The organism is Chryseobacterium sp. DT-167, from assembly GCF_058310155.1.
This window is the reverse complement of the sequence record NZ_JBZEEQ010000016.1, coordinates 43026-69767: the sequence shown is the minus strand read 5'-3', so window position 1 is coordinate 69767 and position 26742 is coordinate 43026. Positions and strand designations below refer to the sequence as shown.

At 34.5% G+C, this 26742-nt stretch carries 18 protein-coding genes and 1 pseudogene; 1 reads left to right on the top strand and 18 read right to left on the bottom strand.

The genetic code is table 11. The features are described from left to right. From AC4FQ5_RS18040 to AC4FQ5_RS18005, 8 genes and pseudogenes are all read right to left on the bottom strand, one after another. Positions 1–840, bottom strand: a pseudogene (locus AC4FQ5_RS18040) (hypothetical protein); the annotation flags it as partial. 314 nt (positions 841–1154) lie between these two features. After that, a complete protein-coding gene (locus AC4FQ5_RS18035) occupies positions 1155–2030 on the bottom strand; it encodes a hypothetical protein (RefSeq protein WP_491145581.1) in 876 nt (291 codons plus the stop codon). Between the two features lie 536 nt (positions 2031–2566). Beyond that, entirely contained in the window at positions 2567–2977 is a 411-nt protein-coding gene (locus tag AC4FQ5_RS18030) for a 5-fold beta-flower protein (RefSeq protein ID WP_491145579.1), read from the bottom strand. A gap of 217 nt (positions 2978–3194) precedes the next feature. Beyond that, the gene (locus AC4FQ5_RS18025; protein WP_491145577.1) at positions 3195–3818 is read right to left on the bottom strand and encodes a hypothetical protein; all 624 of its coding nucleotides are present in this window, start codon (positions 3816–3818) and stop codon (positions 3195–3197) included. Beyond that, the gene (locus AC4FQ5_RS18020) at positions 3815–7435 is read right to left on the bottom strand and encodes a type II secretion system F family protein (protein ID WP_491145575.1); all 3621 of its coding nucleotides are present in this window, start codon (positions 7433–7435) and stop codon (positions 3815–3817) included. Before AC4FQ5_RS18020 ends, AC4FQ5_RS18025 begins: the two co-directional genes overlap by 4 nt. A 282-nt stretch (positions 7436–7717) precedes the next feature. Next, complete coding sequence (locus AC4FQ5_RS18015) at positions 7718–8089, bottom strand: hypothetical protein (protein ID WP_491145574.1); 372 nt, start codon at positions 8087–8089, stop codon at positions 7718–7720. A 61-nt stretch (positions 8090–8150) separates the two neighbouring features. After that, positions 8151–8318 carry a hypothetical protein gene (locus tag AC4FQ5_RS18010; protein ID WP_491145572.1) on the bottom strand — a complete coding sequence of 56 codons (168 nt, stop codon included), beginning with the start codon at positions 8316–8318 and terminating at the stop codon, positions 8151–8153. A 302-nt stretch (positions 8319–8620) separates the two neighbouring features. Next, a complete protein-coding gene (locus tag AC4FQ5_RS18005; RefSeq protein WP_157798748.1) occupies positions 8621–8779 on the bottom strand; it encodes a hypothetical protein in 159 nt (52 codons plus the stop codon). Positions 8780–9675: 896 nt separating this feature from the next. Here AC4FQ5_RS18005 and AC4FQ5_RS18000 point away from each other — a divergent pair. Continuing rightward, positions 9676–10338 carry a S24 family peptidase gene (locus AC4FQ5_RS18000; protein WP_491145569.1) on the top strand — a complete coding sequence of 221 codons (663 nt, stop codon included), beginning with the start codon at positions 9676–9678 and terminating at the stop codon, positions 10336–10338. A gap of 67 nt (positions 10339–10405) precedes the next feature. Here the strand turns inward: AC4FQ5_RS18000 and AC4FQ5_RS17995 are convergent, their stop codons facing one another. The 10 genes from AC4FQ5_RS17995 to AC4FQ5_RS17950 all read right to left on the bottom strand — a co-directional run bounded on the left by AC4FQ5_RS17995 (position 10406) and on the right by AC4FQ5_RS17950 (position 26635). Next, positions 10406–11323 carry a hypothetical protein gene (locus AC4FQ5_RS17995; protein ID WP_491145568.1) on the bottom strand — a complete coding sequence of 306 codons (918 nt, stop codon included), beginning with the start codon at positions 11321–11323 and terminating at the stop codon, positions 10406–10408. Between the two features lie 86 nt (positions 11324–11409). After that, a complete protein-coding gene (locus AC4FQ5_RS17990) occupies positions 11410–14001 on the bottom strand; it encodes a PKD domain-containing protein (RefSeq protein ID WP_491145566.1) in 2592 nt (863 codons plus the stop codon). An 82-nt stretch (positions 14002–14083) separates the two neighbouring features. Continuing rightward, complete coding sequence (locus AC4FQ5_RS17985) at positions 14084–17164, bottom strand: hypothetical protein (protein WP_491145565.1); 3081 nt, start codon at positions 17162–17164, stop codon at positions 14084–14086. A gap of 12 nt (positions 17165–17176) precedes the next feature. Next, positions 17177–19957 carry a baseplate wedge protein gene (locus tag AC4FQ5_RS17980; protein WP_491145564.1) on the bottom strand — a complete coding sequence of 927 codons (2781 nt, stop codon included), beginning with the start codon at positions 19955–19957 and terminating at the stop codon, positions 17177–17179. A 24-nt stretch (positions 19958–19981) separates the two neighbouring features. Continuing rightward, the gene (locus AC4FQ5_RS17975; protein WP_491145562.1) at positions 19982–23035 is read right to left on the bottom strand and encodes a baseplate J/gp47 family protein; all 3054 of its coding nucleotides are present in this window, start codon (positions 23033–23035) and stop codon (positions 19982–19984) included. Between the two features lie 88 nt (positions 23036–23123). Then, complete coding sequence (locus AC4FQ5_RS17970) at positions 23124–23534, bottom strand: GPW/gp25 family protein (RefSeq protein WP_491145560.1); 411 nt, start codon at positions 23532–23534, stop codon at positions 23124–23126. A 159-nt stretch (positions 23535–23693) separates the two neighbouring features. Next, positions 23694–23984: a PAAR domain-containing protein gene (locus AC4FQ5_RS17965; protein WP_491145558.1), complete on the bottom strand. Its 291-nt coding sequence runs from the start codon at positions 23982–23984 to the stop codon at positions 23694–23696. A gap of 5 nt (positions 23985–23989) precedes the next feature. Then, positions 23990–25735, bottom strand: coding sequence for a type VI secretion system tip protein VgrG (gene vgrG / locus AC4FQ5_RS17960; protein ID WP_491145557.1), 1746 nt, complete (start codon positions 25733–25735; stop codon positions 23990–23992). A gap of 1 nt (position 25736) precedes the next feature. Further along, on the bottom strand, positions 25737–26474 hold the full coding sequence (locus tag AC4FQ5_RS17955; RefSeq protein ID WP_491145555.1) for a CIS tube protein: 738 nt from the start codon (positions 26472–26474) through the stop codon (positions 25737–25739). Then, positions 26474–26635 (bottom strand): DUF5908 family protein, encoded by a 162-nt coding sequence (locus tag AC4FQ5_RS17950; RefSeq protein ID WP_491145553.1) that lies wholly within the window; start codon positions 26633–26635, stop codon positions 26474–26476. The genes AC4FQ5_RS17955 and AC4FQ5_RS17950 overlap by 1 nt, the downstream gene beginning before the upstream one ends. Between the last annotated feature and the right edge of the window lie 107 nt (positions 26636–26742).

Here is a 26742-nt window from a genome sequence, read left to right as displayed (position 1 = left end):
CTTTATCCTGTTCACTTCCTGCTGAAGGGTAATTTTATCAGCTTTACTTTGAAGATCGGTAGTGAATGTGCTGAATTGCTCAAGAACAGCCGCTTTGTCGGCTTTAATTTCAAGATTGGTATTTAGATTGGTTAATCCGTCCTGAACAATTTTGATTTTATTCAACTCGCTTTGAAGTCCCTCAACCATACCGATTGTAATATTCGAAAGTCCGGTTGACAGATAATTACTTTTATCATTTTTTGCGCCGCCTTTAAATAAATAAAGAGAATAATTCTCATTATTCACCGGAATAGCAATGAAGTCGTTATCTTCAAAATCATAAGCATCTGAATGGTTTGCAAAATCAGAAATTGTAGTCTCAACAGCTTCAATTAACGTCGTTAAACCTAAAGCTTCTATCTTTTCAGCCAAGATATTTCCGTTGCTGTCCGTATAATCTCCAAAAGATATGAACGTATTATGACTTTGGTTTTTAGTATAGACACTTCCAAATTCAGAAATATTCCCAAGCTCATCAAAATCATCTACAGTTGCAGTATTAGAAGGAAAATTTCCTACTTCGAGCATTGTTTTCCAGGACTGTACATTTTCACTATTCAGATTAGATGCATCTCTTTTTGCTAAAATTGAAGTATGCGCATTGGCATCTGCCAAATGCAGCTCATACATATTTTTGTCTACTTTGTTTTGCAATAAGCTATCTAATCCTGCAATCTTAGTTGAAGGAACAGGCTCATCCTTATGCCAGAATGATGACCATGAAGCCTTAAACTGTTCCTGAGTTGGAAAATCACCGGTTTCAAAATAACTGTATATTGTATTTAATGGTATTGACATATAGTTTTATTGATTTTTTTTAGAATTATAGACTAGTATCATCTGTAAAATTTTGTAATGTTTCAGTCAATATCGAAAAATGGTATCGGCTGTTTTTTAGCAGGGTCTTCCACAGTTTCTTCGTGTAAACAATTTCATTTAAAATAATTATATCTATTGCTATTATTTCAAAGGATATAAAATTTTAAGATATTGTTTTTGAAATTTCATCAATTGCATTATTTTGCATTTTCATAATAATTGCATTCGATTTTTACATTTCTGATTGCTCCTTGAGGGGAAACTCCAAATCCAAACTTTTGATCTATTGAGATTTATAGTTTTATACATTCTATTGTAATGTTTCTCACTTTATCTGCTCTATTTCCTTCACCATCACTACTGCTCCCAAAATGTCTATAATTTATGCCTGGCTCTAGGTAGTCAATTATTAATAATTCGTTCGTGTCGGTATCATAAATATTACACTCAATAGTATCATCTTCTTTTGTCATGTCTGCATTGTAACTGAAGTATAAATAATCCCATTGGTCATAATGAGCGGTTACGCTATTTTCTTTCCTATAGATATCACGCCAATTAGTACTCTGGCATTTATATTCAATAGGGATATCCGTTTTATTAATGAATTTAATATTGGTATGCAGTACGTTTAATTCTTTTCCAAAATTTTGTTTTGAAATGTAAAAATGAAAGCTCCTTCCATCTAGTTTGCCAAATTCAAAACCATTGAAAGTAGTTGGTAATTTGTGCCCAATTAGTCTATCTATGCTGTCATATAGAGTTGTTTCATAATACAAATAATAGTATTCATTGGCTTGTAATTTTTCGCTTTCAAATTCTTTTATAGTAACAGTATAAGGTCCATTACCAACAAAGTACTGTTTTCTTACATCGCCATTATCATGTATATCACATCTGATTTCTATCTCTTGGTTTTCCAGATTTTCTTGAGCTACACTCAATTTAATTAATGAATTGCTCATATTATCAAAATAGTATTCAACAAATCCATTGTTAATAGTTGCTATACGATTTGCTATTGATACTATCTCCTGGTCGGTGAGAAGAAGCTCATTAGTGTCGTTTTGATGTTTGAAGGAATCTATTAGATCTCCAAATTGATTTTGCGAAGGAATGTCTCCTGTTTCAAAAAATGTTTTTAATGTGTTTTTATCTCTTATAGCCATTTTATTGTTTTTGTGTTTGTTTATAAATTTGTTTTAGTTTCATGGATATTTTTTTTGAAACTGCCATACTATTCTTGTTTTTCAGAGTTCAAAATTCATTCTTTTTTATCCCAATTAAAAGTTTTTTGATGGGTCTATTCTGTAGTTGCAGAAGCTTATATTTTTCAAGACCAGATGATTTATTGCTAAATTTCAAGATTCAAAATTCATATTTTTTTTATTCTTACAAAAGTTTTTTGAGCTCTCTAGTCTGTAGTTGCAGTAGCTTTATTTCATTAAAAATCATTTGATTTGCGGTTTGTTTTCAAAGCCCAAAATTCATTGTTTTTTCATTCTTATGAAAGTTTTCAGCTCTCTCTATTCGGTAGTTGCAGTAACTTAACGCAAGAGTATTGAAATGAACGATACCTTTAAATTGGAATATTATACTTAGAATTCATGCTTATAAAACAGTTAAGGCCCGGATTATAAATCCGAGCCTTAACTGTCTAACTTACCCCCTCAATGGGATGATTTCTTCTATAGAGAACTGATGATTAATCTAACTTAAAAAAGAAATAAACTACCGCTGCCCATTCTTTCTTAACTCCTCTAGCATAGCCAATCGTATTGTGACTGCTGTTTTCTACCGTTCCATCGTCTTTTATGTAGCCAATAGTAGAATGACTGCTGTTTTCTACCGTTCCGTCTTTTTTAACGTAACCGACAGTAGAATGACTTTTGTTTTCTATCGTACCATCACTTTTGATATAACCAATAGTGCTGTGACTTTTGTTTTCAATAGTTCCGTCACCTTTAATGTAACCAACAGTTGAATGACTTCTATTTTCTATGGTACCATCACTTTTGATATAGCCTGTAGTACTACGACTTCCCGATTCTATAGTTTGTGCATTTACAATGGAAAGACTAAACAGAAGGGAACAAATGAATAGTGTTTTTTTCATGGGGTTTAAATTTTAGGATTAATATTTTGCTTTTGTGGTATTATTTTGAATTTTGTTTTATAAAGATAAAAAATCTTGAGAAATTGTTTAGAAAAAAAGCCACACGAAAGGATTCGTTCGGCAGCGAGGGTTTTGCTTTTTGGTAAATGAAGACAATAAAAAAACTGCAAGCCTAAAATCTTGCAGTTTTTGATAGAGATTATAATAATTTTATTAGTTATATCCATTCAGCAGGAATAATTATATTTTCTGGGCAATTGAAGTCTTTGATGATGTCAAGAAATTTTTGGGTTACTCCAACCTCACCATGATCAGCAAAATTAAAAATATCTGCCCCCTTATATGAATTAAAATATGCTTGCAAGTGAATCTCATTGTTGTTATTTTTTCTAACAATCAAATCAGATTTTTCTTCATTATATTTAGCCAAATACATACCACACTCTTCACAGATGCCAATATAATCATATGCAATAGGAATATTTTTAACAGCCGGAGAGAGTACAGCAAGGTAAATTAAATTTGGAATAATGCTAATATCAATATCTGAATATTTGAACTTAGTTATTGAGACTTTTAAGGGTGCAAAACCTTTTACATTATGCTCCTTGAATGCATTATAGAGTCTTTCAGTCACAATAATTGCACCTTTTGAACTAAACATATCCTCCCCATTATATTTATCAACTTCTAATTGTACTTTTGAATATTCAATTTCTTCTAAAAGATCTCTATTGCATACAGTACATTTTGGTTGTTCCACTCTAAAACTTTTATTTGTTAAAGTACCTATCCAACTTTTGCAATTTAAAGTGTAAATTTTAGGTTTAGATTCTGTCATTCTATTAAGTATTTTAATTTATTGGTAATATTTGCTATTTCAGGTTTTGTAAGTTCTCTGCCAAGACTAACTTCAGCTTTGGCTATCTCATCTAATGACTTAACTATATAGGTATCAGATTTAGATGCAAAATCTAATATTTTCTTTTTAATCCCATTAGTATCTATTGCATTTCTTGATATTGCTCTATTTAATTCTAAATATACATCATCCCAAGCCCTTCTTATATCCGATAAATGCAGAACCTCATTAATATTTCCCTTTGGAATTGCTCTCAAACTTTTTGGAGCATTAATTAATTCTTTTTCAAAAAGATAGGCAAAATCAGACCCTTTTTCAATTAAATGATGAATAACATCATCAGAAATTCCTCTCTTATTGGCTAATGCAAATATCTCACGATAATTAGGTGTTTTGGTAAATTCATCTAAATTAGAAATTTTCATCAATTCCCTGCCTTGCTCATCAACATATACGTCTCCTTTTTTTAGCCCTTTAGGAACATCTGCTTTGTCTTTTTTAATAATACTCATTACATCTTCATCAGGCATCGGACCAGACATAATCACAAACAAAGGGTTTATTTCAGCTTCTACTTTCCATATTTTTGGTTCTAACTTAATTAGTACCTTCTTAACCCTCATTCGTTCCAGAATGTCATCGGCTAATTTACGCAAAGATTTGCTTAGTTTTCCAAGATTTTTTCCGGCAATTCCTTTAAACAAAACTTTTCCTTCTTTAATGATAAATTTACTAAAATTCATTACAGATCTTGCACCTGCTTTAATTAGTTTTACACCACCTTTTACTAACTGTGTAATTGCTTTTGCAGCTACTTCAACTAATTTAAATCCAAGATACATGGCAAGTTCTATCAATGCTGCACCCAATCCTCTGCTGAAAGCTTTTGTACCACCTTTGATATCTCCGCCCCATGATTTTGCAAGACCATCTACAAAATGAGTTGCTAGTTGGGCTATTGTTATGCCTATGAATACATCTGCCAATATTGGCATAATTACAGGCAATGCCGCCGTTATTGCTCCACCTGTAACTACCTCTGCCGCTATAAATACAACTAATGCAGCGATAATTCCACCTACAACTTTTAGCCAATTGTCATCCCACCATTGTTTGATACCTGTTTTCATCATTTCCCACTTTATTTCGGCACGTTTCATTGGGGTTAATCCATCATTGAATTTTTGTCCCGAAGTTTCAGGTGCATTTTGTGATGTTTTGGCTTCTTCCATTACAGAAGACATGGTTCTGGAAGGATCATTTCTTTCACCAAGAGTAGCTTCAGTTTGACCCGCTTTTTGCATTCTTCTTAATTCAGCCTGCATTTCTGGCGATAACTCTTCAAAACTTACGACGTCTACACCAACATTTGCATTCGTCCAAGGAGCTTTTGGCATTCCGTCATCAGAATTTTGTTCGCTTCCACCAGATAATAGCCCCATTTGCATTGCAGCCATAAGTTCTTCGGGCGATAGTGATTCATCAAGATTTACACCTAATAATTCTTCCATTCCACCTTGTTTAATGGTGTCAAATGTAATTCCGAATAAAGCGTCTTTGATGTTTCCTAGTTTTCTAAGGAGTTCTATAATATCACCACTTACAATCATTCCAACAACAGTTAAAATTCCTTCATAAACAGATTGAATTACCCCCAATAGTTTGTCTACCGTTTCTGCCAAGAAATCAATAATCGCAACAACCGCTTTTTTGAATGCTTCAAATGTTTGGTTTACGAATTTTTCGGCAACCGCTACGTATTTATCTATTTTGGCTTTTAGTCGGTCTCTGATACCAGGGAACGCTGCCAAGGCAAAGTCTAGGAAACTTTTTAACAATGAAGCAAACCCCTTGATAAAGCTTACAATTGCTTTTCTGGCTAATTCTAATGCTGCCAGAACTAATTTTTTGGCAGCTTCAAAAATGACTTTAACTGCTTCTCTGAGTTTGGTGAAAATATAATTCAGTGCATCTTTGAGAGCATTAATGAATGCTGTGGCTTTATCTGCAACCCAACCAAAGAAACCTTTACTTTCATTTTTCTTTTCTGCTTTTTTCTGTTGTGCTTCTTTATCTGAGTCTTCTTTTTTCTTACGTGCATCGTTGTTGGCCTTATTAATATGACCTTGAGCTGCCGTTTCACCTTTACTCTTCTCTGTTTTTATATTGCCTAATGTTGTTTTAGCCTGATTGCTGGATTTTTTTGCAAAATCGGATTCTGTTTTATTGAGCTCATTTTGCCATTCAACTCTTGATTGATTTACATCTGCTTGAGCATCTTTTACAGATTTCAATTGCTTTTCTTGTGACTTGTTTTTTTCTTCACCAATTTGGGCTTCGGATGCTTTTTCCTGTTCCAGCACTTTTTGATTGTGCTCTAATTCGGCTGTTTGATATTTTTCGGTTTCGGCACCAATTTTTGACTGAATAATAGGTTCAAATTGAGCATTGATATTAGCTTCATCAATACCTTCCAGTTTCAGGGCATCAATAGGTTGTTTTTTAACAGCTTTTGAGGTTAGTTTCCGCGAAGATTTTAGAGTTTCATCATTTGGTTTCTTGATGATGTCATTTTCGCCATAATCTTTATGAACGTCTTTTGCTGCCTGATTTTTTTTGATGCTCATATCCTGAGCAGCATCATTTTGTTCGATCGATAAGTGTTCTGTATCTGCTTCTCCGCTAAGGTCTAACCGTGCGCTTTGTTGCATTGTTGTAGGAATCGCAGAAGTATTCAGGCTAATTGCATCAAACTGACTTTTAGCTTGTTTCTCAAAAGATCCGTTTTTAGCACCTGTTGAATTAAAAGAATAGTTTACTTTTTTTAAAGGTTCTTTTTCTGGAAAAAGAATTTCTTTTGGCTTTGGTTTTTGACTTGCAGATTTAACTGTTTTTTTGCTTGACTTTGCTCCCGTTTTATCTTTACCAGCTTTGCTTTTTGGTTTAGATCCGGAAAAAGCACTGCCTATTTTTGAATTCACTTTTGGAAGACCACCTGTTGCTTTTTCGGTTTGACTATTTAAAAGTGCCGTACTATTATTTTGAACAGCATTAAAATTACCAACCAATTGTGTTGCCGGAGAATTTGACAAATCAACCAAAGAAGTATCGGCATTGCCTTTGCTTACTGATTTTGCTTTTTGCTTTTTTTCTCCTTTCGGCTTTACTTCTTGATCCTTTTTGCTATTTTGATTGACTTCAGCCTGTTCTTGAGCAGTCTTTGGCAGATAAGTACCGGATTTAAGGTCGTTGTAATCTCGTGCCTGATCAACATTCAGGGTCGATATATAATCTTTTTCAGTTTCTTTGGTATCGGGATGATTGATATCGCCGGTTTGTGTCAAACTTTCCTGAAGTTTTCCATACATTATCTCTGAGCCTTGATCGTAAACGGTTTGTGAACCATGAACGGCTACGGTGGAACCATTAAGGTTTGCCGATCCAGCCTTACCGGTCGAGTCTTGAGATTTTTGTGTTTGTGCAGTAGCCACTTCTACCTCAGATAGAGGTACGACCACAGATTCTTTCTGCCTTTGATTTTTACTCTGGCTTTGTTGGACTTTATTGTCTTTTTCTACAGGAGTTACTGTTTTCATTGACTTAGTTTTTTAATTACACATTGATTTAGAAAGTGTATAAAACGCAAGTTGTGCCTGTTGCGCTTTATACACCTATAGGTCTGAGAAATCAGACCCGGAATGATGGAAACTATAATAATCTGAATAACCAGAAGTGGGTTTTCAGTTTTGTTATGAGTAATCTCAAACGCTGAATATTCCTTTACTATTTTTCATTTCCAAATTCAAAATTGACTCATTCAAATGAGAATTACCCGCTTTTTGAGTAATGGTTTCCGTAGTTGCAGTGAAGAGTTTTTTTTAATAATCTTTTTTTTCTTCTTCTACATCAGACGCTCTGTCTGTTTTAACGCCATATCGGTCTTCAATAAAAAGATTTACTGCTTTATCAATCCAACTGGGAAGATTTGTAGTGATCATTTTTAAGAATTTATCGTAGCCATAGCCAAGCACAAATAGCAATCCTGTAGAATACCATTTGTCATGTAAGTCAGCTTTGTTCATTAAATAACTCATTGTAAAACCTACAATGACAACTATTGCCAATGTGATAAAGTGTTCCCAGGGCTGTTTTTTTTCTTTGTTCTGTATTGAGACCAATACCCTCAGTAATCCTCCGGAAAATGCAATGGCAGTTCCGATTAAGAGGGCTTTTATACTATCTAAATTCATTCTTTTCTATATATATTATTTATTTAAAATGTGATTTTTTTTCACAATTTTTGATGCATGGCTATTCCTGATCCAATATGTAGAGATCGTCTAAAAACCTTTTGCTCTTCCTGATATTTTCATTTTCATTTACATAAGCTAATTCATCAATAAGAGTGCTTATGTCTTTGGTGGGTTTTGGTAGTTTTTCTTTATTTTTTTTCTTATCTTTTTTCTTATCTTTTTTCATGGTTTCTATAATTTTATTAATGATAACAATTGATTTTCTATCTTTTAAAACTGATTTTTTAAGTAAACCAAAGGGTAAAACAGCTTTTCTTTTTTAGATTCATATTTCGTCTAAAAACATTAGAGCTAAAAAGCAAAACTGTTTTACCTTAGTATTTCACATATTTGATTTTGAATAAGATATAAGAACATCTATTTATTCAATCTGATGTATAGATCAGCTACTGAAGCATAACTTTTGAAATTCTTTTCTATCTTGTTTAGAATACTATACAAGCATTCGATTTATTTTACTGTTGCAGACTAAGCCTGAAGAATGATGTTATATATTGTTCTCTCCGACAGAAACAACATTTCAGTTAACTCAGTTACAATTACTTTCATTTGTTTGTTTTGATTACGCTTTACATACTCAATGACAAAATCTTTTCTTTTTTCAACTAATTCTTTACTACGTTTCATTTTTTGGTGGTTAAAAAGTTTTTATGGTTAAAGTTTTTGAATAGATGTTTTAGTGTTTCCTGAATAATCCATAAAGAAACCCTAAAGACTTACTCTAAAGCCTTTAAACGCATGTGTTATTATATTATTTAATTTTGGTTTTCAGAAGTCGGTACCGGGAATTTTCTGCAGAGATAATTCCCAAAACTTCTTTTTCTAAAACTTACTTTTCGTAAACTCCTCTATTTGATGTTTATAAAGACCAATGCCCGATAAACAATTAAATATAAAGCACTTACTCTCAGAAGTTCCGTTTGCAAAAGAGCTCAACATTCTGTTGTATTTTAAATAATCTTTAGAAATAACTGAGCCTGTTTACAAAATTCATCTGCCCTTCCGGATGTAGTAATGATCTCACTGACAGCTATAATTAATCGATATCTTATATACTAAACAGTAATTTTGCACGACACCTTTTTATCTGTTTTTATCTGCAAAAACAAAGGGCAAAAACAATTGCATATCTCAAACAGAAAAAAACGCATTTTTTTCATTTTAAAAAAATATTTTTTAACGAACAAAAAACATTTTTAACTAATTTAAAACCGCAATTTTAACATTTTCATTAGACTTAAAATTTAATTATGTTTTATCTCGCGCTTTATAAAACAAAAAAAATAAAATCTAATCATAAGATGAACAAGTACAAAATAATTATTTAACCTACTGATTAAAAACTATTAAATAATTTCACAGAACTAATTTAATAGCAATAAAACATTAAATTTTGATTATAATTTGTATATTTGTACTGTTCAATTTTATAACGAAACAAATATACGAACATTGTTCGTTTTTTAATAATAAAAATGAAAATTTTGCGTATTTTTTTATAAAATAATTTTAAACATATCAAAATGAACTATTTAGAATTCAAAGAAATCAGAAAGAAACTAAAAATGAAGCAGGCTGATATCGCAAAATCTATTGGTGTTGGCACAAGAGCCGTACAATATTGGGAAAAAGGCGAACGAAAAATACCGGAAACAACCGCTTATTTCGTAACCAATTTGCTGGAAGAACAAGAAAAGAAACTCAATGATAGTGCATCTCCTGTCATTTTTTCAGATTTAAAGATCATGAATGTTCCGCTTGCAAATCAATACGCCCAAGCCGGCTACTTACATAATTTTGCAGATGAAGAATATATAGAAAGCTTACCGACCATTCCTTTTACGGATGATATAGAACACCGTGGCGAGTATATGTGCTTTGAAGTGAAAGGAGACAGTATGGACAACGGATCTTACGAAAGCTATCTGGAAGGTGATATTATTTTATGCAGAAACATCAGACAAGATTATTGGATGAGTAAGCTGCATTACGACAAGTGGGATTTTGTAATCGTTCACAAAGAGAAAGGGATTCTGGTAAAGCGAATCATCAACCACGATGTTGAGAAAGGCATTATCACTCTTCATTCTCTAAATGAATACTACGATGATTTTGAAATTCATCTGAAAGATGTCGCGAAACTTTTCAATATTATAAGCACGAGACGTAAAAACAACAGAAGATAATCAAACAAACTGCTCTAAGAAATAAAATCCTCATTTTGAGGATTTTATTGGTTTTCATATAACGTAATTATCTATTACAGTTATATGATGAAATATTGATTATCTGACCGGTTTTTTCTACATCATAAATTTTATATTCATTATCATTTGCAAACCTTATCCATTTGATTCCAAAGTCGTTGTATCCGCTGCTTGCTCCACCAGTATCAAAACTATTCAAATTTGGAGGCAATGCAAGGGTGACACCGTCACTCAGATAAATAAAACTTCCTACCTGCGGGGTGACTGTATTTAGATTTATTTTTTTCAGCAGCGTACCTCCTGTCAAACAAATCTGTGCTTCTGTGGTAACTGGGTCTTCAAATTTTCCCGATACACAATACGCATCGAAAGTATAAGGAGCTCTTTGAACAGCCCATTTTCCAGATCTAAACTCAACTACATTCGACCAATCTGACACTCCGGATGGAGAACAGTGTTTCCTTGCTCTCAGGTACAACGTAGTATCATCAGGAATATTTCCATTATTCATTTCAATATATTCGATCGGGTGAAAATCAAAACCTACTTTAAAATGAATAATATTTTTAAAGTCAACGTCTGTTGCTATTTGATATTCCGGTGTTGAAAGATTGGTAGTATTTACTGAATAATCGAGTACTATCTGACCATTACTCTCCAAGCTTATTTTGTTAATAACCGGAATTTCACAAAATGAAGGGCTACAATTTTCTACTTTGAAGGAACCGGTTTGGTTTGTAGTAACTCCATTTGCAGTTAACTCAACTATAAAATCATATTCGCCTGAAGCCTGGATTCCGGGAAGAGTTACCAATCCCCCACTTATCGGCACCGGATTTATAATGTGTTTCGTATACTGATTTGCCGAACCTTTGATCTTATAGGAAGCAGTTGCACCCGATATGGGTATGGAAGATGTATAATTTATCCTGAATGAAATATTGCATTTCGCTGCTATTGCCATTATATTATGTTTTATTATTAATTATGTTATATTGATATAAAAGGGTGATCTTTTAATCACAAAACCACCCCTGCTTACAGTAGTCATTATTTATCCTCTGAATATACATTTACTAATACTTCTGCAGATTTAGCAAATTCGCCACTATCAACATCAAGAACCGTAAGTTGGAATACATAATCTCCAACCACTAAATTTGTAACTTCCAGATCCTGACTACTGACTCCGTTAAGCCTTACTGCTGGACCTTGAATTTTATCCCAGGAATAAATAAATGCTGAAGCGCCATACCCCATCCCTTCTAATATAAAATATCGATCAGACAAAGGAAGTCTTGCAGGTCCCTTTACGTCAGCTATAATGGTAGGAATAGTTCTTTCACAGCAATTCTCCTCTAAAAATTCTACATTATTTATTACAACAGAAGGAACAGAAGGTGCGTCATACCAATCGGTCAGAGGGATGTCTTGAGTACATCCGCTTCCACTCACCTTCACCTTTATTGTCGGAATTCTTGTAGGAACCAGATTGTAGAAAGTATAGCTGACATTTCCACCTGCATCCGGATTCAGAGTAACCCAATTGCCATTATTCAAGAAATCCCAACTGTAAGTATAATCTGTGAAATTTTGTCCGTTTTGTCCGGAAACAGTAAAGTTTACCGTTGTTGCTACTGAGCCGCTTTCCGGGTAATTGACAGAATCAACTACTATATTTACATTGGGTTGCGGAACAACTTTAATCTTGCAATTAGCAGGTTTTCCGTTTACCGTAAAGGTAATGTCCTTATTATGCAATTGCGGACTTACCAATACCGGATTAAAGAAATACAATCCATTATCTTCTTCCACACCTCCATTTAAGCCTGTATTGACAACAGCTTTTACAACTCCATTTATAGGAGACACCGTAAAAGGTATACGACCGGATTTGGCACAAATCACCGAGTTTGGCAAAGTTAATTTAACCTCAACTTTCGGTGTACAACATATATACGGAAGCGAAAAATCTGCTACAACTTTTGTGTTTATTCCGTTAACATCATAAACCATTACAAAGGTACCACCTCGTTCAACTCCACACTTATGTTCTAATCCGGGGTGTTTTTCTACATATTCATTGAAATAGGCTTTAGACATATCTTTATCGTCTACCAATTCATCAAATGATAAAACCATAACATCAAATCCTAATTGTTGCTTATCCCTGATTTCTTTGATTTTTTCAAAAGCCTCCTGATAATCCATCCCTTGATGACCTTCTATGTTATAAAAAGAATTTTTATCTATATTAAAACTCGTTGGGTCTTGTATATGCAGGTCGTTTGACAGCAAACTAATATCATATCCTAAATTATCTCTAAAAGACCGATTGCTTGTCTTATCAAAATTCCATGCTTTTAAAAATTCTTCCGTAACCTTATAGTAAAAAGGAACCGCCTTATTGCTGAGAGGATTTAATTTTTGAGACGGAGTAATTTTAATTGGTGCTGTATTTTCAAAACTATCCGAATACCTGAAATTTTGTACCTGTTGTTTAAATCGATTAATTAATACTTTGACTCTCTGTGTTGATTTTTGATCATCTAAAACAGGCGAATTATAAAACTGATGTCTTGAGGAATCTAATTGCACGTTTGATATTAGTTTCCCGAGCATAATGTGCTTAGGAAAAGAGACTAAATCAGGAATACAGTTAGTAAACGATTTAGGAAGTAATTTTATAATTTCAGAATAGGTTTCATCTAAATCTTTAACTACATCATAAGCATACTGAAAGCCTGTATTTTGAGCAAGACATCCTTCTAATGCATTTTTGAAGCTTTGATGATCAACAGTCGGGCTTCCTATTATTTGGGATATTGCGTTGATTTTTTCAAAAACAATCTTACCATAATCATTGTTTTCTAAAACAGTATGATACAGGTCTTTTAGATCAGAAGAGGAAAACTGTGTTTCAATTCCTTTTTCTGAAATAAGCCGTTCTACAATCACCCGCTCCTGCTTTACAGGTCCCAAAACATCTTTTATAAACAAAGGATGGGGCTGAATCTGATCTCTTTCAAGAATATGATTGATTCCTTCCGCTGTAGTCACCAATACTTTGAGGTTCCGGATTTGTTGAATACCGTGATTATCACAGTCAACACCTCTACATGGTCTCACTTCTTTTTCGTAACTCTCTAAATATAGCAACAAATATTTGTCTTCTAAATCTGAAAGATTATTAACAGGCTGAAAATCTGAATTCGCTTCCTGAGTTGCTGCCAATTCCCAAAGTTTAATCTGATTGTTCCCGTCATAAAACGCTGGATATTTTACTTTAAAATTATCATACACTTTAAAATGCGTATAATCTTTATTTGCCAGATTTACAGTTTTCAAGTCACTTACATACAATTCTTCGCTTATCTTATTTGTATTATTTAAGGTGAGCAAATCTCCGTCGGTCGTTAAAGCCACTCCCTGAGAAAGCTGAATGCTACTCAATACCTTACTTTTATAAATAAGATTTGGTTTGAGACCACAAACAATCCCTACTCCCTGCAACAATACCCTCGACAGACGATCCTGATCTTCAAAAAAATCTAAAAACTCGTTAAACTGAGGATGCTTTATGTACTGTCCTTTAGTGAACTTTCGGTATTGGGTTGATATATTACTTAATTGATTATTCATTATTATTCATTTTTTAATGATTTATTAAAATGTTTTTTAATAGCCTCTCAGGCAGGTTTGTCTGCCTGAGAAGTTATTGTTATTAAGGAATGTCATAACCTAGTTCTTCCAGTGCATCCACTACTCTTTGAAGGTAATTGGCAGCAGTATCACCATCCGGAACATTGTATTTGAATTTTACTTTTCCTGATGACACTTCTGATGCAAGATTGTATTGAGGAGAAGGATAAGAAGTATGAGACCCTGTTTCTACCGCCATCATAAGCTGTTGGAATGCATTGTTACCGTCTACCTGGAAAACAATTCCTCTGTAATAATTAGGATTATTGGTACCAAAATTATTTGCTATTCTATTTTTCAAAGCCTGAATATCTGTAGAAAATGCAGGAGTTCTGTTTGTAATTGGTCCATTATAAGGATGATAAATCGAATCAGCTTCATCCTGGAAGACCAAAACAATTACATTTCCTTCCGGTGCAGCCTGCCCTTGCATATTTAATACCTCAAATGTTCTTTCATTACTATACGAGATTACTTTTACCTTTTCATCATAAGCTGCAGAATCATTTCCATATAAAGGCAACAATCTATTTTTAAGCAAATTGGCTCTCATGTCATTCAGAGGAGACAGCGTTGTATTCATAGAACCAGAAGCATCGAAATAAATAAATATTCTAGTATTTTTATTAATAACCAATTTTAATGTAATTGGAACCACATTAAATGTAGTACTACATCCGTTTTGATTTTTAACGGTAAGAGTAGGTCTGAAAACATCTTCCTGACCTGCTGCTCCCAAAAAGTATTTGTGCTTTACAATACCATTAACAGGAACAGGATTTTCGGTTGAGTTATCATCAAAATCCCAGGTATAGGTATATCCGGACTGATGACCACTAACATTAAACGTAACTGTTGCTTCTGGTGCGTTTGCGCTTTCGCCATATACAACTTCACCCGTTGTTACCGTAATATTTGGCTCAGCATATACAACCATTGAAGCTTCCACAGGATCATCATTCACCGTAAATGTAATGGTTTGTCCAAAATAAGAAGCATTAACCAAACTCGGATTAAAGAGGTTCTGACCTCCAGATTGTGTAACTGCAGGTATTTGAGTACCATTCACAAATGCTTTTACCTGACCATCCAAAGGAACAATTGTTATTACCACAGGATCGTCATTTTGACATAGATTGCTTGCCGGTAATACCAAAAATACAGGATCTTTCTTAGAGCAGCACAAGTAAGGCAATGAGAAATCTGCCAAAACCTGGTTGTTTGTCTCTGATTCGTAAATCAAAACAAAAGTTCCGCCCGGTTCTACACCGGCTACATGCTCTAAGCCTGATTTTCTCTCTAAAAATTCACTTAAAAGTTCGCTTACAACATCATCTTTTTTAGGATCTTGCTTTACGACAGTTACCTCTGATGATGATTCTTTTGAGAATTCGACCTGGTTTAACAATCTTAATTTCTCGTCTAGTCTAGAGATGTTTAGTAAAGTACTCTGTGAATCATATTTCCGGTTGCTGACATCACTCGAAATTGACACCAATTGTTTTCTCAGATCATCAATTGACACTGTTTTTTCTCTTGGTACTTCACCGACAACTGGCTTTTCGCCTTTCTGCAGAACCAATGCAATGACATCAAAAGCTAATCCGAATTTTACTTTAAGATCGTTGATGTTTTGTAAGGCTGTTTTATATGGTAATCCCAAATGACCTTCAATCCTATAGAAATCGTTGTTATCAATGTTATAATTCAACGGATTTTGAATAAAGTCTTCTCCTGCTAAATTGGTTGTATGATAGCTTAAATTATAGGTTTCTCTGTCGGTTTTTGTTTTTTCAAAATTCCATTTATCCAATAATGGCTTGTCTACATTGTAGTAGTACGGAATTGCTTTATCACCCAATCTTACATACAGATTAGAAGGAGTAATTTTTACGGGTCCGATATACGATTGGAATCCGTTTAATTTCTGTACAAAACGATTGGCAAGCATTACCACTCTTTCGTAATTTTCATCGTCGTTTGTGGTGATAGGAGAATTATAAAAATGGTGACGTAAAGGGGTACTTTCTCCTAATTCTAATTTCGCTCCAACAGAACCTAACATAAGATGCTTAGGGAATGAAGCTATATTTGGACAACATTCTACATTCAGATGCAAAATCAATCCTTTTATTTCATTGTAGGTATCAATTAAATCCTTTAGTAAATCATATCGATACTGATAATCTTCTAACCTTGATACCGTAGGATACAATAAGGAATTCAATTTATCAAGAAGTGATTGCCCGCCTAAATTGACACTCACGTTGAAAGTATTTGCAATTGCATTGAAACCTTCGCTTAATTTTGAAACAGGATCAATAGCATCCTGAAATCTTGATTTAAGTTGCGATGCTGTTGTAATAACAGGATCCAGAATAACTCTTTTGGCTTCTATCTTATGCAATTGACGGAAGAGGTCTTCATAAGCATTGTGAGCTTTATAAATTGTGTCTTTTGCATCACCTCTGGCAATGAGATCTGAAACAGACTTGGAATCTGCTAAAAGAACTTTAAGATTAGACACCTGCTCTGCTCCGGCATTGTCACAATCTGCATCCTGACATGGCGACTCTTCATTGGAGTAGCTTTCCAAATACAGAAGTATCACTTTATCATAAATATTTCCGATGCCCGTTAATGGTTTAAAATCTCCCACATTAGCACCTTCAGCTTTTAATTGATCAAACTCTGCTTGTGTAATTAATTCTTCGAGAGGTATCTGTGTATCTGCAATGCGAAAATGTTTGTATCTGACTTCATCAATATAATTTCTGTAATACTTGTAATTTTTGACATCAAAATCGATAGTAGCATCTGTCGATTTATCAACTTTCTGACGCAGTGTTATAAGATCTCCGTCAGTAGTAACTCCTGCACCCTGGGTAATTGCAATAGTGTGGAGTAAAGTATTATCGGATGTCACATCTATGTAGGTCGATTTAAAACCACACACGACACCAACTCCGCTCAGACGAGTTCTTGACAGCCTGTCCTGATCTTCGAAATAGTCTATAAACTCGTTTAATTGTCCTTCCGTTAATACTTGATTTACGTTGAACTTTCTATACTGAGTTGTTATATTATCTAATTTAGTATTCATTGTTTTCGATTTTTATATGTTTGATTGTCCTAGTATTATTTTTCCGTCTGAGCTGTCATTATCTTCTATTGCACAGTCCAGAAGTTTCCCCGGTCGGTAAATATTGTTTAAATAAGTAAGAGCGAGGAGTAAATCATGAATACTGTTTCCTAAATTAGCAGTATTGTTTTTTGATTTATCTGAAAGATATTTTTTAAAAGCAACTTCAAAATCAGCCAAGTCGTTTTGAGCGGTTTCTGTTTCACTAAATCGATCTCCGACCCAGCAGATTTTTGCTAAAACGTGAGCCGGAATTTCTTGCCTGATAACTGTTTCGGCATAGCGTCTGAAATCAGGATCCTGGAAACGATAAGCAAAACCCGGAAGAATGATACTTACCCGGTAAGAATAAGGATCAAAAACATCTGTTTCGCAATCTTCTTCACAAGAAGACATTAAGGCCTCTGAATATTCTACCTGATCTGTTACAGAATCTGCTTCAATATCATATGCCACTCTAAAAGTATCTTCTATAGACATACAGCCAATACCACCCAGGAGTTTATAATCTTTAGCTGTCGGTTTTAATAATAAATGCTCAACAAGGAAAATACCCTCTTCTGTAAAATCATACTTGAAATAATTTATTGTTTTTACAATTCCATCTTTCAGCTCTTGCAGCGTTGAATAAGGATTTGTTTTTTTGTGTGTAGCGATCACATTTTGCTTAACGGGATCATCAACAATTTCAAAATAATAATTACCTCCTAATGAAAAACGGATCATTATATTTCCGATTAACTGGTTATTATAAAGTATTCCTTCCAATGCATTGTCAAGGTCTTCCTGATCTATCTGAATGGTCTGATAAATTGCTTCATTTAAATTTTTGGTTGCAGCATATTCAATTTGATAGGTTTTTACAGACGATAAGATGATAGTATTGTCAGCATTTTTTACTTTCCAGGTGTAACTAAATGTCCCATCACTATTTTCTGTTTTAATAATTGAAACCGGTGATTGAGATAAATTTCTCTGAGTATAATTTCTAATTCCCAACAAACGGGCTATTCTCTTCTGTGCACCGGAAATATTATTTGTATTCCAAATATCTGAGTCTGCAATTAAGGTATAATTGTAGCCCAATCCGCGGTCTTTGCTTAATGACTGATACTCGTTTAAGAAGTTTTCTTTGTTACTTAAGACAATTTCATCGGCAGATTTCCCGTACAATGATTTCATTAAAAACGTATAGTCACTAAAAGTTTCGGCAAAACGGGAAATCAGATGGTCTAAAACTTCATTTCTGCGTTCTACGCTACTATCCAGCTCTTCATACAACGAATCTGTAAGTTGATCATCATCGGCAGCATAATCAGAAACTAAATCATTAAAGCCTTTAATATTTTTAAGAGCCTGTGTAAAATAGGTTCTTTTTAAATCACCATTGACGCTTAATACTTCTTTTACTTTTTCAAGGTGTTTAAAATAACTTGCAAGGATCTGATCAAAAAACAATAAATACCCTTTCAGTTGTTTAGCCAAAGCTTCTCTTTCAGGAGTCTGATTTCCTATAATTCCTGATATTCCTACTCCATAAGTATCCGGAAATTCATTTAAAATAGTAGCATAGTTGGCTATATCGTATGAAGTTCCCTGTGGTAAAGCCAATTCCTTATTTTGTCTGGCATCATCTCTTAGTGCTTCTTCTTCTCTTTTAAGAGTCTCTAAATAATCCTGAACTTTTTTGTCATTGATATTTAACGGAAGTGAACCTTTACTGTAACTGAAAGAACTTAGTTCGCACAGTTCCGGTTTTCTGCCTTTTTCAATACAGATCAGCCAGTCGTTGGTTTGTTTGATCACACTGTCACAACCTGCAATAGAAATTTCATGAATTTCTTTGATTCCCTCAATTTTCATGATTTCACTGATGATATCAGAAAGGCGAACCTCTTTTCTTAATTGGCTTTTTCTGAGCTCTTCGGTATCAATAAAACCGCTGTCTAAGAGTGGTCCTTCAAAGATCTGATCTGTAGAAAAACCTCTGTCGAGCATTTGTTTCAGCGAATAAAAATGAACCTCCGGAGACAGGTAGTTATTGATCGCTTTTATTACTTTAGCATGCACCAGTTCTTCATCGGCTTTGTTTACAAGTCCGATACGGGCACATACAGCAACTTTCTGGGTTTCGATTTCTTTAATTTCAGCCAAATCTTCACAAAGACTTCTATTGGCGTGGTAACGGTCTAATATTTTGGTATTGATATTAGATTTTTCGCATCCACCGCCTTCGGCATCAATATCTTCAGCATAATCTACATAAAGATCATACAGTCCTTTTACCTTAAAATCTTTTGTTTTTTCTCCGATCGGTTTAAAGTCTAATGTTCCGGTTTTGCAATCAACATATAATGTTTCAGTTTTAGGAAGCAACCAGCAATTGCTGATGGGTCTTTTATGACCTGAAGCCATGTTGATATCAATAAACAGCTTTCTATAGTCAAGCTCGGTCAAAGGTCTTGAAGGCAGAATTTCTGTAGCCTTTAAAAACTGTGTATGAATATCTTTATCTACATCTTCAGATGACAGGATATCTTCCATATTCAGATTCATTCTCATCCCAAGATCTGTGATGGCATAGCTTAAAACTTCCAAAGTGGTAATACCAGGATCATGAGAATTATAATCGGTCCAGAGTTTTCCTCCTAACTTTTCTATGTATTCAATACCTGTTTTGCGTAGAAAGTGAAAATCTGTCTGATCCTCAGTTTCTACATTTTTTGATATACTAATATGCTTATTTTCTGACATGATTACGTTTTCTTCTTATTTTTATTAAATACATACTTGATCTGTAATACTGACAATGTGTTGTTTAGCAGATACCAGAATTGATTTTGGATCTACCTCGATCAAAGACTGCTTTTGCAAAACATTATTCACCAGTATTTTTATTTCATCAATGTAATCTACATAATGCAGTTGCTCTAAACAGTTAATTAACTGATTGACATTCAATTCCACATTAAAATCAATATCTTTAGAATCTGTGAAAGCCCAAGGTGATATATATTTTTTGATATCTTCGTCTAATTGTTTGAGATAAAATGTTTCGTCATACTGCTCAAAGAATTTAGCCTTTGCTTCTACTTTTGCCTCTTTATAATTTGGATTAATCACCTGAGCATTTACATGCATCGTATTTAATTCATTTACATAATTTTGAATTTTATTCAGACTGGCTCTGCTTACTCTGGGCTGATAAACATCAAAAGCATTTTTATTTTTAATATTCGGAACCACCATCAAGGTTACATAGCCAGGAGCCATATATGATTTTTCGGAGGTATGATTCAAACATTTTACTTTGAAAACTTCCGGGAATTCCTGCAATACCAAATGTTCGTAATCCCATTGTGTAATAGCTCTGTGCTTGTGTCTCAATCGTTCACTTACACGTCTGTAAAACTCTGTATCTGATTCTTTATATTTACCATCAAACGAATTGTATGGCTGGCTCACCGATTTTACCTGAGGAACTCTGGTGATCAGTTTGGCAATGGTATTTGCTTCCAATCCGTTATTTAAGTGAGATAAATCATTATCCTGATTCTGGAATGTTGCCAAAACTGCCTGAGTATATATTCCCTGAATTTTGCATACCGCATCATAACTTCTTTTTGATTTCGCTCTGATCCAGACTAATCCGTTGGTAAACCTTGTATGATTTGTGTTGATATCTTTAGAAATTTTAAACTTTACAATACCAGATTCCAGAAATTTCCTGGTCTCATTCTGCAGTATATTACCCGACAGATCAATCCATGTATTGCCTGAAAGAATGCTCCACTCTATAAACTCTTTTTCCCCGAAAGTATCAACCAGAGGATTTTCACTTCCTTCCAGCATCTGGATTAATAATGAAACAGTTGTTTGTGGCGTCGCTTCCAGACCGATGTATAATTCACCTCCATTTTTATGTACTGGAACAATTTCCTGTATTTTAACCTCTTTTTCGTATTGCCCGAATGCATCTTCATGATACAATTGTACCCCTTCACTTTTTGAAGCTTCTCCTTCAGAATCTTTTCTTAAATACAGGTAAGCATCTTCCTTTGCCCTGTAATTCAGCTCAATATCTTCAGCAAACGGAATGTAAGGTTCATTTGGAATCAGTTTTTTAAGTTCCGGTTTACTAGATAATGCCAATGTATATAGTTTGGGATACACATCCTGTAATGACGACTGTTTCAATGTTAACCGGATCGATTCGCTGGTGTCTGCATCATTGCTTGTATTATTGATCGAAAATTGGGTTTTATAACCACTTTCTCCTTTTTGAAACACGTCAATATTAACAGCTTTGGTGTACCAGATTTCTTTTTCCAACAATGCAGTATCAGCTTTAAAATAAGCATCAGAACCTACAACTGATGAGGTTTTCAACGCTTCAAAATCTTGTAAGCTGATATTTTGATTAGGCTGAATTACATATCCGTTGTATAAATCTTTTATAGAATCCGGCGTATTTTTCCAATTGATGGTAATGTCTGCATTTTGCCATTTTTTAGAAAACATTTCAGGACATTTAATAAAAAAATTAGATCCTTTAATGGGTTGCGCCGTGAATGGATAGTAAGGTTTTTCTGAATTTAATGTGCCGTTGTCGTTTTCTATCTGAATCGATTTTACTCCTTTTACATCAACCGATATTTCTATGTTTTTCACCAGTTTCTCTGAAAGAGCTTCGTAAACATCATAGTATTTTTCTCCTTCGATCATAAACCTTACAACAGGGAAATCAGTCTGAAATGTTTCTGACAATATTTCCTTATTGTATTTTACGACTGCAGGGAAATCCTTAGACAGTGTAAAAGAAAGCTCTAATCGGTCTTCTTCGTTTTTAATACATTTTAAAACGATACCTGATAACCATTCTTTTTCTCCGCTACAAAGCACTTTAATATTGTTTTCAATATCAGTTTTTGAGAGATTCTGTAATTTTTGAGTCGCATTTTTATTGAAATCGATTTTAAGAGTTACTGTTCGCTCACCTTCTTTTAAATCAAATAATGATGACGCCACCGAGAAACCCAGCTTAGCTTTTGGAAGCTCTTTATAAATAGATTTTTTTTCTAAAATTGTTTCATTCGAGTTATATCCAAACGGCCACCAATAATTGCTGTCTTCAGGTAATTTTTCACTGATGCCATCGGCTGTGTTTGCTACCGGAGCCATTTTCAGCTCTCTTTTTTCAACGTCATTTAAAAAACTTTTAATCTCTACAACTTTTGCCTGATTGGCAATGAGGTCATCACCAGTTTTGTAAACACGTTTTTTTCCGTTAGCATCTTTATCGCCATCCAGCAATGTCCCGCCTGGAATTCTTTCCTGAAGTGCTTTTTTTGCCAATTCAAAAATCACATAGACCTTGTCTGGTTGAGCATCATTTTTATCAATTTGAAGAATTTCATTATAATAAAAGTCCAAATGCCTTTTCGTTAAATTATTGAAAGCTTTTTTTGAGAAATCCAATAACTTTAAAAAGCAGACAAATAATGTTAAATGAGGGGTAAGGTTGCTGTCTTGCTCAAACTGGGACATAAGATCTGTAACCTGTTTTTTCATACTTTTATATTCTACGCTTTCTCTGCGTGGAATGGCATTGGCATCATCACCCAGGAAGAAGTTTCCCCAGTTTCCTTTTGGTGTTGTATTATCATCTTTGGCAAAATAATTTACACGCTTGGCAAAATTGTTTGCGAATAACAGCCAATCAAACAAATCGAAATCGTGTAATTCAAGATTGCCAGGATCTAATTCTGCTAAAAAGCGCTGCATTTGTGATTTTCCTTCACGGTAATGTGAAAATGTATCTGTTTTTTTCATTTGTTTAAATTTATCTTTCTATGGTCAGATGCAATACTTAATGTAATGTTGGTAGTATTCAAAATGGCTACAGACATCCCTGTAATTATTATATTTCAGTAGCTTCCTCTTTGTAAAAAGGAAAAACAATATTGCTTCTTGTATTCGTATTTCTTACTTCGTAATCGATTTGTATCAAAACTTCTCCCTCAAGATCGTCCTGGGTATCAATATCAATATTTAAAATGTTTATTCTGGGTTCATGATATAAAATTGCACGCTCAACGATTCCTTTCATTTGGGTGATAAGCGTTAAGTCAAGAGGTTTGAAGAGCATTTCCTGCAAGTCACATCCGTAGTCAGGGAACATTACACGCTCACCCGGACGTGTTGACAATAAAATAATAAGACTATTATTGATGTCTTCCACATCTGTGGTCATTGCCAGTTTTCCTTCAGTCTCATTAAACTCAGGCGGAAAACTCCAGCCTATTCCTAAAAAATCTGTATTTATTTTCATACGTTATTTTGTATTATTAGTCGTAACATCTCGTATATGTAGCATAGAGTTTTAGTTATTCTAACCGTTTTTGTTATTGATGTTTTACCTTTTTACTTTTAGTCAGATCATATTTAAATAGTAGCTCATGATCATATCAAAAACTATTTTAAATATCATTCATCCGCCTATTAAAACAGTAGCTTCACCTGCGGTTATTACCCCTCCATGAGCTGTAGAATCACCCATTCTTGCGGCGGGTTTTCCACCTATCATTACACTTGAGGATCCTGACGCAATGGTGTCTGGCGGACCCGTGCATACTGCTTTGTCTCCCACTCTCGCTGCAGGCATTCCTCCGATGAGTACCGTAGGTTCTCCTGCCGGAATGATGGGTCCGCCTACGTGTGGAACAGTTCCCGTTACCATAGGACAGGTATGCATATCTGTAATTCTTGCTGCCGGTTTCATGATTATTAATTAATTTTAACTTGAGAACCTTTTACTACGGTTACCGCTCCCGATTTAAGCTCTGAACCCGAACTGCCTTCTGCTTTTAACTGGGCACTTGCTTTTATGTTGATATTGGTTCCCTCCATAGTGATGTCTCCTTTTGCTTTGATCTTGATGTCTTTCCCACTTTCTATACTGATACCATCTTTATTAAGCGTAAGAATATTAGAATGTTCATCTTCAATCTTAATGATGTCTGCATCTTCGTCTACAATCACTTTTTTACCTTTTGGAGTTTCAAGCGTATATGAAATTTTATCATCATTAAAAATCATTTTCATTTCGCTTCGGGTGACAAATCCTTTTTCGTGATTATCGTCAGAAGCTACAATTGGAGCCGGTTTTGCGCTGCTGTTCAACATTCCGAGTATCACTGCATCGTTGGGATCGTCATTAATGAATCCGATGATGACTTCATCTCCGATCTCCGGTCTGAAAAATGAACCTCTGTTTTCTCCTGCATCAAGCGTTGCAATTCTTGCCCAAATTCCCTCCTCTTCATTATTGATGATTGGTATCTGTACTAAAATTCTGTCTTCTCCGTCCGGATCTGATTCCAGCTGTGAAACAACACCGATATGCAATCCGCTTATGGAAGGAATAATTCCCGAACCAGGCATTTCACTTACGTCATACGTTTCTGAGAACCATGTTGGAGAAAGCCCAAACTGAGCGTCAACCAGCCAATTTCCATCGGCAATTTCATGACGGACACCGGTGACATATATTTTTCCGTTGAACCGGTTTCCTACTCCCTGCAGTGTCAATGAAACGCCGGGTATAACATCTGGAATTCCCTGAAATTGTACCCTCCCTTTTGTTTTGGCTAACTGTTGAAAAGTTGCTTTCGCATCTCCCCATTCCTGCAGCTCACCCTGAGTAAGATTTCCGCCGTGTTTAAGCTGAAGATCTTCAATTCCAAAAACATCTGCCAAATCACCGGATGAAAGATTTCCATTGAGATTAATTGCCGGATCCTGAGCTTCAACTTCTGTCAGTTCCTGATCGGTATAGCTCCATGTTTTGGCTGTAATTTTGTTGAATTGGTCTCTGGCGTCGATTTCTCCGTCAAACTCATGTACTGATGATCCATAAACTACCGTTTCTACAGCTTCACCACTAAAATCCGGCTTAGCTATTTTGATCGTTCCATCTTCAACAAAACACAATTTACCGTTTGCCTGCGCTCTGGTTAACATAAAATCCCAATCAGAAGCTCTGTACTGTACTAATTCCTGATGTGAATTTGAAGTAGCTTCAACATCGGCAGTGAGACCGTTATTACCAATAAGCTCTTCAATGACATCACTGTCTGTGCTTTCGTAGAAATATTTACTTTTTCTTCCTAAAGTCATTTTTACAGCCTTGTCTCTGCATTCGATGATGAGATAAGAAGAGCCGTTTCTGATTTTTATGTTGTGCTTTACTACAACTCCTTTAAAAATGGTTTCTTCTTCCGAGTGATATCCGGCAGTGATCTCAATTTCTTTTCCTGGAATCAATAGTTCTTCATTGCTTAGCTTGAAATCCTGTTCCGGTACACTTCCGTCTAAAATAACAATGCGGGCATAAGGAATTCTGTTGACTTCTTTTTCCACTACAATACTTTTCACACCGTACTTACCAGGCAATTCTGTACCTCCGGACATAACCTTAAAAGTTATCAAATCCGGGGTTTTTGCTGTTTGTATGTATCCGCTATTGTTCATGTTATGATATTTTTTCTATTGGCGGAAAGTATAGTTCACTTCCAGGTTTTAATTGTCTGAAATTGATAAGACCATTTACCTTCGCTACTTCCAGATAGTATTTAGAATCTCCGTAAATCCTTTCTGTCATTAATGGTAATGTATCTCCATCTTGTACTGTTCTTTTGTGAGTAAGATCCGGAGAATTTTTATTTGCCATTCTTGCAGCAAGTTCAGGACTAATAGATTCTAAAAAAGTTGCTTTTCCGATGGCTCTTAAAGGTGTCCCATCATTATTGAATAATTTATAATCTATTGTCAATTCTGTAAGAGAGCCTTCAAATTTGAATTTCCCCCAACTGACAATAACATTATACGGTTTGTGAATTGTACCATTAAAATCTCCTGTTGCAGCATAAAATTCAATTAATTGATCTTCTACTGCTTTTTTGCTAAAAGGGTCTCTCTTTCCTAAACCTTCCTTTATCTTATTGATAAGTTTATTACCTGAGTTAGCTTTTGTTACTCCTGTACCGTCAAATAAAAATTCTAATTGTAAGGACTGAGGAGATTTTTTTACAAACTTTGAATTAGTTGCATTTGCTCCATCTGCTTGTGTAGTATCATACTCAACTTTATGGGTTATAGAAAAACCTGTTGGATTAATGAGAGCAGTAAAAGCCTTAATCTCAACTAAAGAATTTTGACCAAAGCCATTATCTTTATAAGTCTGTATTGTTACTTTTGCAATTTCTCCCATTATCTTTCTTTTTTACGTTGTTCAATATTTACTACCTGCTCTACGCTTTCGCTAATTGCCCGCATGACTTGCGCTTGATCTACCGATGCGGCAGTTGTCGCTGATGTTGCTTTTTCGTCCACATTTATTTTAATGTGAAGCTCTTTTATTTCTATTGGCATTTCGTTTGTTTTTAATCAATTATTAATATTAAAACATTAACAACCAATGATTTAACATATTTATTTAAAAAAATCTAAGCACAGAAAGAGTGTGTTTAGTCTTGTGA

What these genes read in the sequence shown, in the direction of transcription:
- AC4FQ5_RS18035 (WP_491145581.1), bottom strand. Translation starts at nt 2,030, where the DNA reads ATGGCTATAAGAGATAAAAACACATTAAAAACATTTTTTGAAACAGGA.
- AC4FQ5_RS18030 (WP_491145579.1), bottom strand. Translation starts at nt 2,977, where the DNA reads ATGAAAAAAACACTATTCATTTGTTCCCTTCTGTTTAGTCTTTCCATT.
- AC4FQ5_RS18025 (WP_491145577.1), bottom strand. Translation starts at nt 3,818, where the DNA reads ATGACAGAATCTAAACCTAAAATTTACACTTTAAATTGCAAAAGTTGG.
- AC4FQ5_RS18020 (WP_491145575.1), bottom strand. Translation starts at nt 7,435, where the DNA reads ATGAAAACAGTAACTCCTGTAGAAAAAGACAATAAAGTCCAACAAAGC.
- AC4FQ5_RS18015 (WP_491145574.1), bottom strand. Translation starts at nt 8,089, where the DNA reads ATGAATTTAGATAGTATAAAAGCCCTCTTAATCGGAACTGCCATTGCA.
- AC4FQ5_RS18010 (WP_491145572.1), bottom strand. Translation starts at nt 8,318, where the DNA reads ATGAAAAAAGATAAGAAAAAAGATAAGAAAAAAAATAAAGAAAAACTA.
- AC4FQ5_RS18005 (WP_157798748.1), bottom strand. Translation starts at nt 8,779, where the DNA reads ATGAAACGTAGTAAAGAATTAGTTGAAAAAAGAAAAGATTTTGTCATT.
- AC4FQ5_RS18000 (WP_491145569.1), top strand. Translation starts at nt 9,676, where the DNA reads ATGAACTATTTAGAATTCAAAGAAATCAGAAAGAAACTAAAAATGAAG.
- AC4FQ5_RS17995 (WP_491145568.1), bottom strand. Translation starts at nt 11,323, where the DNA reads ATGGCAATAGCAGCGAAATGCAATATTTCATTCAGGATAAATTATACA.
- AC4FQ5_RS17990 (WP_491145566.1), bottom strand. Translation starts at nt 14,001, where the DNA reads ATGAATAATCAATTAAGTAATATATCAACCCAATACCGAAAGTTCACT.
- AC4FQ5_RS17985 (WP_491145565.1), bottom strand. Translation starts at nt 17,164, where the DNA reads ATGAATACTAAATTAGATAATATAACAACTCAGTATAGAAAGTTCAAC.
- AC4FQ5_RS17980 (WP_491145564.1), bottom strand. Translation starts at nt 19,957, where the DNA reads ATGTCAGAAAATAAGCATATTAGTATATCAAAAAATGTAGAAACTGAG.
- AC4FQ5_RS17975 (WP_491145562.1), bottom strand. Translation starts at nt 23,035, where the DNA reads ATGAAAAAAACAGATACATTTTCACATTACCGTGAAGGAAAATCACAA.
- AC4FQ5_RS17970 (WP_491145560.1), bottom strand. Translation starts at nt 23,534, where the DNA reads ATGAAAATAAATACAGATTTTTTAGGAATAGGCTGGAGTTTTCCGCCT.
- AC4FQ5_RS17965 (WP_491145558.1), bottom strand. Translation starts at nt 23,984, where the DNA reads ATGAAACCGGCAGCAAGAATTACAGATATGCATACCTGTCCTATGGTA.
- vgrG (WP_491145557.1), bottom strand. Translation starts at nt 25,735, where the DNA reads ATGAACAATAGCGGATACATACAAACAGCAAAAACCCCGGATTTGATA.
- AC4FQ5_RS17955 (WP_491145555.1), bottom strand. Translation starts at nt 26,474, where the DNA reads ATGGGAGAAATTGCAAAAGTAACAATACAGACTTATAAAGATAATGGC.
- AC4FQ5_RS17950 (WP_491145553.1), bottom strand. Translation starts at nt 26,635, where the DNA reads ATGCCAATAGAAATAAAAGAGCTTCACATTAAAATAAATGTGGACGAA.